A 13,225-nucleotide genomic window follows, 5' to 3' on the forward strand; every position below is an offset into this window, starting at 1 on the left:
ACGGAACGAACACATGCTGATCTGGTTTGTCGCGATCTACCTGCTTATCACCGTCGCTGTAGGCTTTTATGCATCCACCCGGGTCAAGAACTCAGGGGACTTCGCATCCGGGGGCCGCAGCATGTCGTTCCCCTTGGTGGTCGCGATGGTATTCGCCACCTGGTTCGGCTCCGAAGCCGTGCTCGGCATCCCTGCCGCGTTCCTGCAGGAAGGCTTCTCGGGCATCATCGAGGACCCCTTCGGTTCCTTCGGCTGCCTGATGCTGGTGGGCCTGGTGTTTGCCCGCCCGCTATACCGCCTGAACCTGATGACCATCGGTGACTTCTTCCGCAAGCGCTTCGGCCCTCAGGTCGAGCTGCTCACCAGCCTGGTCATCATCGCCTCTTACCTGGGGTGGGTCGCGGCACAGCTGACCGCATTGGGCGTAGTGTTCAACGTGCTGTCCGACGGCGGCCTTACCATCACTCAAGGCATGCTGCTGGGCACCCTCATCGTTCTGCTGCACACCCTGTTCGGCGGTATGTGGTCGGTGGCCATGACCGACTTCCTGCAAATGATCATCATCGTGGCCGGCCTGTTCTACCTCGTGTGGCTGATCGGCGGCATGGCCGGCGGCCCGCAGGTGGTGATCAGCCACGCGGCGGCGGAAGGCAAGCTGCACTTCCTGCAAGGGACCTCGCCCAAGGACATCGTCGCCTTCCTTGGCGCGGCCGTAACCATGATGTTTGGCTCTATCCCCCAGCAAGACGTGTATGCCCGCGTTATGTCGGCCAAGAACGAGACGGTGGCTTCCCGTGCCTCGATGACCGGTGCGTGCTTCTACCTGTGCTTCTGCATGCTGCCGATTTTCCTGATCTACTCGGCCAAGCTGATCGACCCGGTCATGGTTGAACAACTGCTGGGCACCGATTCACAGCTGATACTGCCGCGGCTGATCCTTGAACGTACCCCGCTGTTCGCCCAGGTGATGTTCTTCGGCGCGGTGCTGTCGGCCATCATGTCCACCGCATCGGGCACCCTGCTTGCCCCGTCGGTGACCTTCACCGAAAACATCCTGCGCCCCCTGCTGCCGAAGATGTGTGACAAACAGGCGCTGCTGACGATGCGCTGCAGCGTGTTGGCCATGACTGCCGCGACCATTACCTTCGCGCTGCATTCAGAATCCAGCATCTATGAAATGGTCGGCAACGCCTACAAGGTGACCCTGGTGGCTGCGGTGACGCCGCTGTTCTTCGGGCTGTTCTGGAAACGCGCCACCACCCAAGGGGCATTCCTGGCCATGTTCACCGGCGTGGCCGTGTGGGGCGGGCTTGAATATACGCAGCAGCCCGACGCCTTCTGGCCACCTCAGCTGGCCGGCCTGTTGTGCAGCGCGCTGGGCATGATCGTCGGCTCGCTGATGCCGCAGCTGTCGGCCAACCGTGGCGAGAAACTGGACTTCAACGCCGCCACCAGCAATTGACCGCTACGCTCGAGCCCGCAATTGGCTCGAGCGTTACCCATAAAAAAACCGCTGGCAACGTTCAGGTTGCCAGCGGTTTATTTATTCAAGCCTGAAGTTTATTGCGCCTTGAAGCGGCGGCACGCCTCACCGAAGGCTTCGAACAGTTTCACCGACACCGGGTTTTGCGTGGCTTGCCATTCCGGGTGCCACTGCACGCCCAGCAGGAACGGTGAAATGGCCGGCGCGTGGAACGCCTCGATCACGCCGTCTGGTGCCTTGCCCAGCACTTCCAGCCCTTCGGCGAGGCGGTCGATGCCTTGGCCATGGAGGGAGTTCACGCGAATGTTCTCGCCACCCAGCGCCTCGGCCAGCCAGCTACCCGTGGCAACATTTACGCCATGGCTTTCCCCGTATTGGGCAGGAACAGGATCCTCCGGGTTTTCACGGTGATCCTGCACGCCCGGCACGGTGTACAGCTTCTGGTGTATATCGCCGCCCAGGGCGACGTTGATTTCCTGCATGCCACGGCAAATGGCGAAGATTGGCAGGCCGCGGTCAAGCGCGGCGCGAATCAGCGGAATGTCGAAATTGTCACGGTCGCGGTCCTGGGTCTTCTCTGGGGTGAGGTTCTCCTGGCCGTACAGTGCGGGGTCGATGTTGGAGCCCGCGCCGGTGAGGTACACACCGTCGGCCATGTCCAGGTAGTGATCCAGGTCTTCGATGCCGCAGCAGGTCGGAATCAGCACCGGCACGCAGCCGGCGATGTCGACCAGAGGAGTGATGTACTTGTGAGTCATCACTTGATACAGGTGACCTTTACGCTCTTGCACGCCCATGGTCATGAGGACGACCGGTTTAGACCGGCTTTTTGTAGTTACGCTTTTCACGAAGCACCGCCGAGGCTGGTCAGTTGTAAAACATTTCAATCATCTCGCTTCAAGGATGGCCGGATACAGGGCGCATCCGAAGAAGGGGGGCGATTAATGTCAAACATAATAGACGATTGCCCCTGCAGGCGGCAACTCGGCCTCGGCAAGCGGTAGGTGCTGGCTACTCGCCCCCTGCAACGGCGCCCAGTGGCAAGCGCAAGTCCACCTGCAGGCCGTCGGGCATCGGGTGGAAATCCAGCTGGCCCTGGCAGCGCTGAACGATGGCCTGCACGATCGCCAGACCCAGGCCGCATCCCTGGCTATGGCTGGAGCGCCAGAAGCGTTCGGTCAGGTGTGCCAGTTCGCTTTCCTTTATACCGGGGCCACGGTCCCGCACCCGGAACAGTGCATGCTCACCTTCACGGCACACGTCCAACTGCACCGGCCGCTCGCTGCCCCCGTGGCGCAAGGCGTTGTCGAGCAGGTTGCGCAGGGCCGCTACGGCGAGCGTGAGCGGCACACCGAGCGGCACTTGAGCAGTACCGTCCTCGACGTCCGTTTCGATCCGCCGGGCATCGCCGGTCGTATCATTGATCGCCAGCCTGGCCACGTCCGCAACGGCGCAGCCTCGGTTTTCCTCAAAGGCCAGCCGCCCTTCTACCCGTGCCAGCAGCAACAGTTGATCCAGCGTACGGTGCAAGCGGTCAGCGCCCTCTTCTGCATTGGCCAGCGCAGCTTCCCGTGCCGCGCCGTCAGTCATGCGGGCGACCTGCAAGTGGGTTTTGACGGCGGTCAGCGGGCTGCGCAGCTCGTGCGCCGCGTCGTCGGTGAGCCGCCGCTCCCGCTCGATCGCTTGGCCAATACGTACGAACAGCTGGTTCTGAGTCTCTACCAAGGGCCGCAACTCGGCGGGCAATGGTCGCACCAGCAGGGGCTCCAAGGCATCAGGGTTGCGCCGGGTAAGGGCATCGCGAATACGGTTGAGCGGCGCAAGGCCCTGGCCCACGCCAAGCCAAAGCACCCCCAGGCTCCCCAGCAAAGCCACCAATACCGGAACGGAGGCTGCCAGCAGCACCGACTGGTTCAGTGCCTCGCGTTCCTGCTGGCGATCGGCCGTGGTGATGCGCACGTCACCGTGGCTGAGGGTAAAGCTGCGCCAATGCTCGCCATCTATAACCTGATCATGAAAACCACCACCCTCCTCCCCCAGCTCAGCCTCGACACCCTGATGGCTGGTGGCGAGAATTTCCCCGCGCAGCGAACTCACCTTGCACGCCATGCCGTCGGGAATGCTGGACTGGTCCGCGCTGATGCGCTCGCCGTCCTGGGCCCGCAGCGGCTGCGGGAGTTGCTGCACCAGGCCGGCCACCATCCGCGCCGACGCCACCAGGCGCTGGTCGAGTGAAAACATCATCTGCCCGCGCAGGTCGCGGAACATCCAGGCCGCCGCCAAGGCCCAGATCAGCACGAACGCGCCGCCCAGGATCAACATCAGCCGTACGCGCAAGCTCATGGTTGCACCTGCCCGGAGGTAGCGGCCGGGCCAAGCCGGTAGCCAAGGCCGCGCACGGTTTCCACGATACTGTTGCCCAGCTTTCGCCGCAGGTAATGGATGTGCACATTGAGCGCGTTGCTTTCCACTTCGTCGCCGAAACCATACACACTGTCCTTGAGTTGCTCGGCACTGAGCACCCGCCCCTTGTGCTGCAACAGCGCCTGAAGCAACGCCTGCTCGCGGCGGGAAAGGTCGACCGGCTGGCCATCGAGCCAGGTTTGGCAACTGCTGGGATCGTGGCACAGCGCGCCATGCTCGATGCGATTGACGGTTCGGCCGGCCATGCGCCGCAGCAGCGTGTGCAGCCGGGCGCTCAGCTCGCGCAGGTCAAAGGGTTTCACCAGGTAATCATCAGCACCTGCCTCCAGCCCGGCCACGCGGTCGGTTACCGCGTCGCGGGCCGTCAGCACCAATACCGGAAGAGCCTGGCCCTGCTGGCGCAGGCGCTTGAGCAGCTTCAGGCCGTCTTCATCGGGGAGGCCGAGGTCCAGCACCATCACATCGAACTGCGCCGCCTTGAGCAGGGCTTCGGCAGCGCTGGCGGTGGCGACCCGATCCACCACTGCGCCCTGGGCTGTGAGCCCGGCAACGATGCCACTGGCAATCAGGTCGTGGTCTTCACAAATCAATACGTGCATGGGGTTAACCTTTTGACAGGCGGCCAGATTACCTCGCGGCCATTAAGCCTGCATTAGCCGCCCGGCGCCGCGTTTAACCGCCGTTTAACCGGCCGCGTTCAGGGTGCGCGCTGAACCTTGCTGGAGTGCGTCATGTTAAGCGTTTCCCTGGGGCCTCTGGCCCTTTCCATTTCCAATGTGGTGTTGCTGTTGGCGCTGGGGCTGGCGATGCTGATCGCTCGGCGCTGCTCGCGCAGCGAGCCCCATGCGGCTTGCGATTCCACGTTGTTCTGGCTGTTCGCGCTGGCGGTCGTCGCCGCGCGGCTTGCATTCGTGGCCCTGTATCGGGCGCAATACCAGCTTGCGCCCTGGCAGGTGCTCGACCTGCGCGATGGAGGCTTCGTGCCCTGGGCAGGCATCGCCGTAGCGGGCGTGGCGGCGCTGGGCTTCGGCTGGCGCACGCCAGCACGCAGGCGGGCACTGGGTTGGGGCATTACGGCTGGCCTTGCCGTGTGGCTGGCCGGTGGCTTGGCGCTTGGCTGGCAACAGGCGCGCAGCAGCCTGCCGCACCCACCGCTGGTCGATAGCGACGGTGCCCCGGTTACGTTAAGCCGCTACCAGGGCCAACCCCTGGTGGTGAACCTGTGGGCCACCTGGTGCCCGCCCTGCCGCCGGGAAATGCCCGTGCTGGTGGCGGCGCAAAAAACGCGGCCCGGCGTGCGGTTCGTGTACGTGAATCAGGGCGAAACGCCGGCGATGGCGGCGACCTTCCTGGGCACCACCGGTGTCAACCCTGCCGACGTGCTCTACGACACCAGCGGCAACCTGGCCCGGGCAGTCGGCGCCATGGCCTACCCGACCACGTTGTTCTACGGGCCGGATGGTCAATTGAAGGGCAGCCATCTTGGAGAGCTGTCCGGCGCTAGCCTGGAGGCCGCGCTGAAGGTGTTTGAATGAGCGCCCCGCTTCCCGGTGCTCAATGCCCGCTTGCCTCTGGCCCAGCCTTGGCGGTGAACGGTGGTTTGGCGAAGCACACCAGCAGGATCAACGCTGCGAATATCCAGCCCAGCAGGGTGAAGTAGTCCACCGTGGAAAGCATGTAGGCCTGGGCGTTGACCATCTGCTCGAGCTGGGCATAACTCTTGTCCGTCGCCCCTCCCAGCTGCTGCAACGCCCGCTGGGTGGTGGGGTCCAGGGTGCTGATGTTCTCGCTCAGGTAGGCATGGTGCTCAATGGCGCGGCGGCTCCAGATCCAGGTGGTGAGCGAGGCCGCGAAGCTACCGCCCAGGGTACGCAGGAAAGTGGCGAGGCCAGAGCCATCGGCGATCTGCTTGGGCGGCAGGTCCGACAGAAGGATGCTGAGCGTGGGCATGAAGAACAGCGCCACCCCTATCCCCATGAACAGCTGCACCAGCGCGATATGGGTGAAATCCACCTCGGTATTGAAGCCGGCACGCATGAAGCAGCTCAGGCCAATGGCGGTAAAGGCCAGCCCCGCCAGCACGCGCAGGTCGAACTTGTGGGCGTACTTGCCCACGAACGGCGACATCAATACCGGAAGTATCCCCAGCGGCGCCACGGCGAAGCCGGCCCAGGTAGCGGTATAGCCCAGCTGGGTCTGCAACCACTGAGGCAAGATGAGGTTGATCCCGAAGAAGCCCGCGTATCCACCCACCAGCACTGCCGTGCCCACGCGGAAATTACGGAAGGCAAACAGCCTCAGGTTCACCACCGGGTGCGCATCGGTCAGCTCCCAGATCACGAAGATCGCCAGGAATATGACCGAAATCACCGTGCCGATGATGATGAACTGCGACTCGAACCAGTCCAGGTCATTGCCCTTGTCGAGCACCACCTGCAAGGCGCCTACGCCGATGATCAAGGTGATCAGGCCCACATAGTCCATCGGTTGCCGGCTGGTCTGCACGGGCCGCTTGGCCAGCTGCTGGCGCACCACGGCGGCGGCGAACAGGCCCACCGGTACGTTGATGAAGAAAATCCACGGCCAGCTGTAGCTGTCGGTAATCCAGCCCCCGAGTATCGGCCCGGCGATGGGCGCCACCACCGTCACCATGGCCAGCAAGGCCAGCGCCATCCCTCGTTTCGCGGGTGGATACACGGCTATCAGCAGCGTTTGGGTCATAGGGTACAGCGGGCCCGCCACCATTCCCTGCACCACGCGGAAGCCCACCAGCTCGGGCATCGAAGTGGAAATGCCACAGAGAAACGAGGCCAGCACGAACAGCAACGTTGCCCAGATGAACAGCTTCACTTCCCCGAAGCGCCGGCTGAGCCAGCCGGTGAGCGGCAGGGCCACGGCGTTGCTCACGGCAAACGAGGTGATCACCCAGGTGCCCTGCTCCGCGCTCACCCCCAGGTTGCCCGAAATGGTGGGCAGCGCCACGTTGGCGATGGTGGTGTCCAGCACCTGCATGAACGTCGCCAACGACAGGCCAATGGTGCTGAGCACCAGGCTGGGTGGCGTAAAGGATGCGTTGGAGCTCATCGCTGTATCCCGCAAACAGAAAGGGCGCCCCGCTCACGGGGCGCAAGTGGGCTCAACGCTGGGCGGTCTTGCCCGGGGCGCTGTTGTCGTGAATCAGCCGCGCGATCATGCTGTCGGCCTCGTCCAGTTGCTGCTCGTACACCCGGGTAGAGAAGGTCGCTTGCTGCGTGGATTGCTGCGTCAGCACGGCGCCGGTCTGGTCGTGAAGGTCTACCGTAGCAACCGTGGAGAGGCCAATGCGCAGCGGATGGTCCTTCAGTGGCTGCGGGTCCAGCTTGATCCGCACCGGCACCCGCTGAACGATCTTGATCCAGTTACCGGTGGCGTTCTGCGCGGGCAACAGCGAGAAAGCGCTGCCGGTGCCAGCGCCGATGCTTTGCACGGTGCCGCCATAGGTCACGTCATCGCCATACAGGTCGGTTTCCAGGGTCACCGGCTGGCCGATGCGCATATCGTGCAGCTGGGTTTCCTTGAAGTTCGCGTCTACCCACACCTGATCCAGCGGGATCACCGCCATGGTTGGTGTGCCGGGCTGAACGCGCTGCCCCAACTGGACGGTGCGCTTGGCCACATAGCCGGTGACCGGGGCAACCAGCGTGGTGCGCGCGCGGGCCAGGTAGGCATCGCGCAGCTGCGCGGCGGCGGCTTGCACATCCGGGTGCGAGGAAATCACGGTGTCGTCGACCAAGGCGACGGTACCGGCCAGTTGCTGCTGAGCAGTACCGAGCGCGGCCTGAGCGGCGGCCAGGTCATCGCGGGCGTGGGACAGCTCCTCCTGCGAAATCGCCCCGCTGGCGGCGAGCGTCTTGCGGCGGTTGAAGTTCTCTTGCGCCTTTTGCAGCTCTACGCGGCGGGCATTGGCCTGGGAGCGCTGGCTGTCCACATTGCTGTACATGCCGCGCACCTGGCGAACCGTGCGCGCCAGGTTCGCCTGGGCGTTTTCCAGCGCGATACGGGCGTCGGCCGGGTCGAAACTGATGAGCGTCTGGCCTTCGTGCACCAGGTCGCCGTCATCGGCACCAATGCTTACTACGGTACCGGCGATCAGCGGAGTGACTTCCACCACATTGCCGTTCACATAGGCATCGTCGGTTTCTTCATAGAACCGGCCGTGCAGTTCGTGCCAGGCGAACACGGCAATGCCGGCGATCACGACCACCAGCAATAACAGGAACAGCATCAGCTTGCGCTTGCGCGGGTTGCCTTGGGGTTGAGCGTTATCAGCCTTTTCGCCGTTGGCTTGGGGGTTGGCAGTGGCCATGGGAAGTTACCTTGGTTAATCGCGTGGGGCCTGGGCGCTGGCCAGGGTGTCGCCCTGATAACCGCCGCCAAGGGCCTGCATAAGTTGAATCGAAACGTCGATGCGCTGAGCGTTGAGCGCAGCCAGCTGCTGTTGCGCGCCTAGCAGTTGCTGCTCGATGGTCAGTACATCCAGGTAGTTACCGATGCCCGAGCCGTAACGCTGCGTGGCGGTATCGAAGGATTGGCGCGCCACATCGGCGGCGTGCTGCTTGGCGTCCACCTGGCGGCCCAAGGCTTCGAGGCGGTTGATGGCGTCGGCCACATCTCCCAGCGCACCTACCAGTGCCTTGTTGTACTGCGCCACCGCCAGCTCGTAGTCGGCATCGCTGGCGTCCAGGCCGGCGCGCAGGCGGCCACCGTCGAACAGCGGCAACGACACCGCCGGAGCAATGTTGAAGAAGCGGCTGGCGCTGCCGAACAGCGCGTCCCCCAACAGTGACTGGGTGCCTGCTGCGGCCGTGAGGTTCAAGTTGGGGTAGAACCGCGTCTTGCTCACTTCCACGTTGCGGCTGGCGGCTTCCACCCGCCAGCGCGCGGCAATCAGGTCCGGGCGGCGACCCAGCAAGTCCGCTGGTAATTGCGACGGCAGTGCTACCGCTGCCGGCTTGAGTACCTGCGGCCGGGCGATTTCGCTGGCGCGGTCCGGGCCCTTGCCCAGCAGGATCGCCAAGGCGATACGGGCACTGCGCAGTTCCTTGTCAGCGTTGATCGCTTGCTCCTGGGCACTGGCTTCCAGGCTTTCGGTTTGCTGAAGCTGGTATTGGCTGTCGATGCCGGCGGCCAGCCGCTGGCGGCCCAGCTCCAGCATGCGCCGCGTGCGCGAGAGGTCTTCCTGTGCAAGGTCGGCGGCAATATAGGCATGGCCCAGGTCGCTGTAGGCACGTGCCACGTCCACGGCCAGGGTCAGCCGCGCGGCCTGACGGTCCACTTCCGCCGCCCGGGCCTGTCCCAATGCAGCTTCCCAGGCAGCGCGCTCGCCGCCCCAGAGGTCGAACGTATAGTCGAAGGTCACTTCCGCGCTGCGCAGCGTGGAGTAACGATCGCCCTCGAGCAGCGGGTCTTGCACCTTGGCCAGCCGGGACCGCGACACATTGGCATCGGCGCCGATGTACGCGCTACGGTCGGCATCGGCGGCATTGGCGGCAGCGGTTGCCTGATGAGCACGCGCAGCGGCCACTTGCAGGTCCGGGCTGTCGCGCAGTGCCTCGTCAATCAACGCATTGAGCTGCTGGTCGCCCAGGCTGGACCACCAAGTCTCCGACGGCCATGCAGCCGGGCTCACGGTCACTGCGGCCAGGCTGCGTGTGGCGTTCAGGCTACCGGGCTGCGCCACGGTGGCGTCCGGCTTGAGGCCGTGGTCGTTGGCACAGCCGGCCAACGCAATCGCGAAGGCCAGGGGCAGTAATTTCAAGGTAAGCAGTTGGGGCTTCATTTTTTACCCAGGCGCCAGCAGGCCACGGGGTCGCCGGCATCGATCAGAATTTTTTTGAGTAACCGTTCCAGCTCTGCCAGTTCACTGCCATCCAGCACCCCCGCCAGGCGGTTCATCGCCTCGGCACCTATCTGTGGCAAACGCGCTGCCAAAGCCTCGCCTTCTTCCGTGAGTGCGATGCAGATCTGCCGACGATCCGCTTCACTGCGGCTGCGGCGGATCAGCTGCTTCTGCTCCAGGCGGTCGAGCATGCGGGTCATCGAGCCACTGTCCAACGACAGGTGCCGGCACAGGTCACCCGGCGAGTTCATGCCCCACTCGGCCACGATGATCAGCACCTTGAACTGCGCCGAAGTCACACCGTAGATCTCAAGGTGCTGGTCCAGGATGCGGTCTTTCAGGCTATTGGCGCGGCCCAGCAACATGCCGATCTGGCTGTCGTGGAAGTTTTCAGGCGTGAAATGGCTCATCGGGAAAGGCAGATAACTGCTCAGGCAGAAGATATTGCAAGATATTACTGCCTAGGCAGCTAATGTCAAGACACCTATCAGGGGGCTAACTACCTGAGCTGCATTTTTCCTTCATTCGCGAGCTATCGCCGGATGGCCGGCCCCGCCGCTTCCTACCAGGTTTCTAGGAAGCGGCGGGGCCGGCCATCCGGCGGAGCTCGCGAATAGGTTTAACGGGGGAAAGCGAATCAGGCAGGAATGCCGCTATGAAAGCGCAATTCCTCATCCGGGCTTTCGATCAAGGCCACTTCCGCCTCGCGAACCTTGGCGATGGTGTTTTGAATGTCGGCGGCATCGCCGTAGTGATAGGCCAGCTTCAGGTAACCCTGGAAATGCCGGGCTTCACTCTTGAGCAGGCCGTGATAAAAACCGCCCAGGTCCGCGTCCAGGTGTGGCACCAGCGCTTCGAACCGTTCGCAGCTGCGGGCTTCGATAAACGCGCCGACCACCAGGGTATCCACCAGTTTGACCGGCTCATGGGAGCGCACCAGCTTGCGCAGGCCCGAGGCATAGCGGCCGGCATTGAGAGGCCGTAGCGGCACGCCACGCTTTTTCATCCAGCGCAGCACCTGCTCGTGGTGCACCAGCTCCTCGCGCGCCAGGCGGGACATGAAATGGATGAGGTCAACATGGGTGTTGTACTTGGCAATCAGGCTGAGCGCCGTGGACGCGGCCTTGAACTCACAGTTCTTGTGATCAATGAGCAGGGTTTCCTGGTCTGCCACTGCGGCATCGACCCAGGCCTGGGGCGTACGGCAACCAAGGAACTCATGAATTTCGGGCAGCATGCGCCGTCTCGTGTGGCTGGAAAACGGCGCAGTATACGCGCGTCATGCTTGGGGCAGTGATACGGGTTATCCGGGCGTGAACCACAACTCGTTCAGGTCGTACAGGTGGTGATAGCCCGGTTCGCCCCGATGCCCGAGGAGCAACGTTCGGCCTTCGATTTGTGGTGCAAGCCCCTGCGCCATAAGCGTGAGGTTCGCTTCATTGAACTGCACAGCCAACGCCGGCGTGGCAGCCATACCCTGCCAGATGGCTCGCTCAAGCGCAGCGAACTCGTTCCAGGCCTGCCCAACCAGGGAGGCGGTGAGCACCGAAGGTAACCCGGTACCAGCGGCCAATGCCGTATTCAGCCAGCCCTCCTCGCTTGCCTGCCCCGCTCCGGCGGTGACACCTGGCGTATCTTGCAGCCGCGTGCAGCTGAGGTAGAGCGGAGCAACACCCGACCCCGGTGGAAACCGAACGACGTACTCACGATACCCCTTCAATGACGCCGGGCCCACAGGCTGTGGCTCAAACCACTTCCCTGCGCCTGCGGTCTTGAATTGCGGAAGCTCGTTCGTAAATGCATTGAGGCGGGAAAGCAAAGGCAGGTCTGCGCGCCATTGAAGCGTTTCTCCAGTCGGCAGCGTAAGGATGTAACCCTTTCGTCCTGGCAACGCCTCGCATTCCAGTACGGGTACCTCTTGCGATAACCCTGCAAAGGATTGGCATAGGGTGAGCCGGAAGTACCCATCGACTGCACGCATCAACAGCCGGTAGGGCACCGCAACCGTACTGCGGTGCAATGCGGTGGTAGCCAGCGTCGGCGCAAGGATCTCAAGCGGTGCCGTCACCAGATACGGGTCGCCCCGCCAGGGCTCCCTGGCGAACTCGTAGATATACGAGCAGGTAGCGGGTGACCAGGCAGCGTTGGTGCCCGCTGTGTAGGTGGCGACTGCTGACAGCGTCAGCATGGACAGTCCGCTGTCCGGAGCAGAAAACAGCGCGGTGATCGCCCGGACCGGGTGGCAGATCAGCGGCCGGGCCGTGGCATCGGCCAGGGGAATGTCGTATTCCAGTGGCAATGTGTTCGCCCGGCGTAACACCGACGTAGCGCGGACCCAGGCGCGAGCCCCCTCGGCCAGCGCCGCTTGCGCAGCGGGCATGAGATGCGTAATGGATGCCTGAATACTCTGCATACGCCCGTCGTGCCGGGCCAACCATTGCCGCCCCTGGGCTACCCAGGCGTCCCACCCCTGCGCGGGCATGGGTGCAGGGCGATTGATGTTCCGAGCCTCTACCAGATCATAGATAAGCCGCCGGCTGAAGCGGGTGGACCGATCCGTTGGCACAAGGCGTTCAAGCACACCACCTAGAGAATTGACTGCGCTGCGCAACTGTATACAAAGCGCCCAGTCATGTGGGGGCTCTTGCGCGATCAGCGATCGAATCTGCGCCAGGTGCGTGAAGCCGTCTACCAATTCGCGCTCGGTCTTGCGTTCCCCCCTGATCAAACTGGTGATGTCATGGCCGAGGCTGGGATCACCCTGCCCGGCAATCAGCTGCTCCGCCCGCTGTGCCTCCCGCTGGGCCATGGCTTCGTCTATCGGTACCAACGGGGGCTCGCCGGCTGGCCCGCCGCCGGGCTTCAGGCCTGGGCGTAGCCTGCCCCTGCAGGCTTTGATGTTTGCCATGAGATCGGCCGGTGTATGCACTTGGGGCGTGAAACGCCGACCAGACGCAAACACGAGACCCAAGTCCCAGTCAGGCGCATCGACCAATTCATCCAGTTGCGCAATCAATGCTTCATGATCGGCCGCATCGCCCTGCACCCAGAACACCTGCTCGCATACCGCCAGAAACTCCTGCTCGGTGTAATCTTCGTACCGTTCCTTGAGCATAAGTGTAACTCCTTGTCTGACTGGCGCACCGCAGGAAAGGCGGCGCGCCATTTTATTACTTCTCCAATTTATTCCTCGCTCAAACCTGGCAGACCGTTTTCCAAGCGCCAGCGTTCGACTTCGGCGATGATTCCTTCGGGGGTGGCGTCTGCGCCTGGCTGCGGCCAAAACAAAAGGTCCGACCCCGCCGGGTGCTGGGAAAGCTCTTCAAATCTAAAAATAGCATCAGTTAGTTTATCCTCAGTTGCGGACTCATCCGCGATGTATCTGTCGATGAGCAGTATGGAGCTCATTAGTTCTTTACGTGAATAAGTCATGCTTCCCC

At 63.2% G+C, this 13,225-nt stretch carries 12 protein-coding genes; 2 read left to right on the top strand and 10 right to left on the bottom strand.

Translation table 11 applies throughout. The features are described from left to right. Positions 1-13: 13 nt before the first annotated feature. A complete protein-coding gene (locus tag G7016_RS17245) occupies positions 14-1,462 on the top strand; it encodes a sodium:solute symporter family protein (RefSeq protein ID WP_181116877.1) in 1,449 nt (482 codons plus the stop codon). A 98-nt stretch (positions 1,463-1,560) separates the two neighbouring features. On the opposite strand, the gene G7016_RS17250 is transcribed toward G7016_RS17245, so the two are convergent. The 3 genes from G7016_RS17250 to G7016_RS17260 form a co-directional block, all read right to left on the bottom strand. Then, positions 1,561-2,286 (bottom strand): gamma-glutamyl-gamma-aminobutyrate hydrolase family protein, encoded by a 726-nt coding sequence (locus G7016_RS17250; RefSeq protein ID WP_181116879.1) that lies wholly within the window; start codon positions 2,284-2,286, stop codon positions 1,561-1,563. Positions 2,287-2,494: 208 nt separating this feature from the next. Continuing rightward, entirely contained in the window at positions 2,495-3,826 is a 1,332-nt protein-coding gene (locus G7016_RS17255) for an ATP-binding protein (protein WP_181116881.1), read from the bottom strand. Further along, a complete protein-coding gene (locus G7016_RS17260) occupies positions 3,823-4,506 on the bottom strand; it encodes a response regulator (RefSeq protein WP_181116884.1) in 684 nt (227 codons plus the stop codon). The genes G7016_RS17255 and G7016_RS17260 overlap by 4 nt, the downstream gene beginning before the upstream one ends. A gap of 132 nt (positions 4,507-4,638) precedes the next feature. Here G7016_RS17260 and G7016_RS17265 point away from each other — a divergent pair, with 132 nt between their 5' ends. After that, complete coding sequence (locus G7016_RS17265; RefSeq protein ID WP_181116886.1) at positions 4,639-5,442, top strand: TlpA family protein disulfide reductase; 804 nt, start codon at positions 4,639-4,641, stop codon at positions 5,440-5,442. Between the two features lie 19 nt (positions 5,443-5,461). Here the strand turns inward: G7016_RS17265 and G7016_RS17270 are convergent, their stop codons facing one another. The 7 genes from G7016_RS17270 to G7016_RS17300 form a co-directional block, all read right to left on the bottom strand. Then, a complete protein-coding gene (locus G7016_RS17270; RefSeq protein WP_181116888.1) occupies positions 5,462-6,991 on the bottom strand; it encodes a DHA2 family efflux MFS transporter permease subunit in 1,530 nt (509 codons plus the stop codon). 52 nt (positions 6,992-7,043) lie between these two features. Continuing rightward, complete coding sequence (locus tag G7016_RS17275; protein ID WP_181116891.1) at positions 7,044-8,252, bottom strand: HlyD family secretion protein; 1,209 nt, start codon at positions 8,250-8,252, stop codon at positions 7,044-7,046. A gap of 15 nt (positions 8,253-8,267) precedes the next feature. Continuing rightward, a complete protein-coding gene (locus tag G7016_RS17280) occupies positions 8,268-9,725 on the bottom strand; it encodes an efflux transporter outer membrane subunit (RefSeq protein ID WP_181116893.1) in 1,458 nt (485 codons plus the stop codon). Beyond that, complete coding sequence (locus G7016_RS17285) at positions 9,722-10,195, bottom strand: MarR family winged helix-turn-helix transcriptional regulator (protein ID WP_181116895.1); 474 nt, start codon at positions 10,193-10,195, stop codon at positions 9,722-9,724. The genes G7016_RS17280 and G7016_RS17285 overlap by 4 nt, the downstream gene beginning before the upstream one ends. A gap of 227 nt (positions 10,196-10,422) precedes the next feature. Continuing rightward, positions 10,423-11,022, bottom strand: coding sequence for a tRNA-(ms[2]io[6]A)-hydroxylase (locus tag G7016_RS17290; RefSeq protein WP_181116897.1), 600 nt, complete (start codon positions 11,020-11,022; stop codon positions 10,423-10,425). A 66-nt stretch (positions 11,023-11,088) separates the two neighbouring features. After that, the gene (locus tag G7016_RS17295; protein WP_181116899.1) at positions 11,089-12,900 is read right to left on the bottom strand and encodes an S-type pyocin domain-containing protein; all 1,812 of its coding nucleotides are present in this window, start codon (positions 12,898-12,900) and stop codon (positions 11,089-11,091) included. 68 nt (positions 12,901-12,968) lie between these two features. Beyond that, on the bottom strand, positions 12,969-13,217 hold the full coding sequence (locus tag G7016_RS17300; RefSeq protein ID WP_181116901.1) for a bacteriocin immunity protein: 249 nt from the start codon (positions 13,215-13,217) through the stop codon (positions 12,969-12,971). Positions 13,218-13,225 lie beyond the last annotated feature (8 nt).

The sequence above is a fragment of the Pseudomonas japonica genome, assembly GCF_013522925.1.
In the GTDB taxonomy this organism is placed as follows: domain Bacteria; phylum Pseudomonadota; class Gammaproteobacteria; order Pseudomonadales; family Pseudomonadaceae; genus Aquipseudomonas; species Aquipseudomonas japonica_A.

What these genes read in the sequence shown, in the direction of transcription:
- G7016_RS17245 (WP_181116877.1), top strand. Translation starts at nt 14, where the DNA reads ATGCTGATCTGGTTTGTCGCGATCTACCTGCTTATCACCGTCGCTGTA.
- G7016_RS17250 (WP_181116879.1), bottom strand. Translation starts at nt 2,286, where the DNA reads ATGACCATGGGCGTGCAAGAGCGTAAAGGTCACCTGTATCAAGTGATG.
- G7016_RS17255 (WP_181116881.1), bottom strand. Translation starts at nt 3,826, where the DNA reads ATGAGCTTGCGCGTACGGCTGATGTTGATCCTGGGCGGCGCGTTCGTG.
- G7016_RS17260 (WP_181116884.1), bottom strand. Translation starts at nt 4,506, where the DNA reads ATGCACGTATTGATTTGTGAAGACCACGACCTGATTGCCAGTGGCATC.
- G7016_RS17265 (WP_181116886.1), top strand. Translation starts at nt 4,639, where the DNA reads ATGTTAAGCGTTTCCCTGGGGCCTCTGGCCCTTTCCATTTCCAATGTG.
- G7016_RS17270 (WP_181116888.1), bottom strand. Translation starts at nt 6,991, where the DNA reads ATGAGCTCCAACGCATCCTTTACGCCACCCAGCCTGGTGCTCAGCACC.
- G7016_RS17275 (WP_181116891.1), bottom strand. Translation starts at nt 8,252, where the DNA reads ATGGCCACTGCCAACCCCCAAGCCAACGGCGAAAAGGCTGATAACGCT.
- G7016_RS17280 (WP_181116893.1), bottom strand. Translation starts at nt 9,725, where the DNA reads ATGAAGCCCCAACTGCTTACCTTGAAATTACTGCCCCTGGCCTTCGCG.
- G7016_RS17285 (WP_181116895.1), bottom strand. Translation starts at nt 10,195, where the DNA reads ATGAGCCATTTCACGCCTGAAAACTTCCACGACAGCCAGATCGGCATG.
- G7016_RS17290 (WP_181116897.1), bottom strand. Translation starts at nt 11,022, where the DNA reads ATGCTGCCCGAAATTCATGAGTTCCTTGGTTGCCGTACGCCCCAGGCC.
- G7016_RS17295 (WP_181116899.1), bottom strand. Translation starts at nt 12,900, where the DNA reads ATGCTCAAGGAACGGTACGAAGATTACACCGAGCAGGAGTTTCTGGCG.
- G7016_RS17300 (WP_181116901.1), bottom strand. Translation starts at nt 13,217, where the DNA reads ATGACTTATTCACGTAAAGAACTAATGAGCTCCATACTGCTCATCGAC.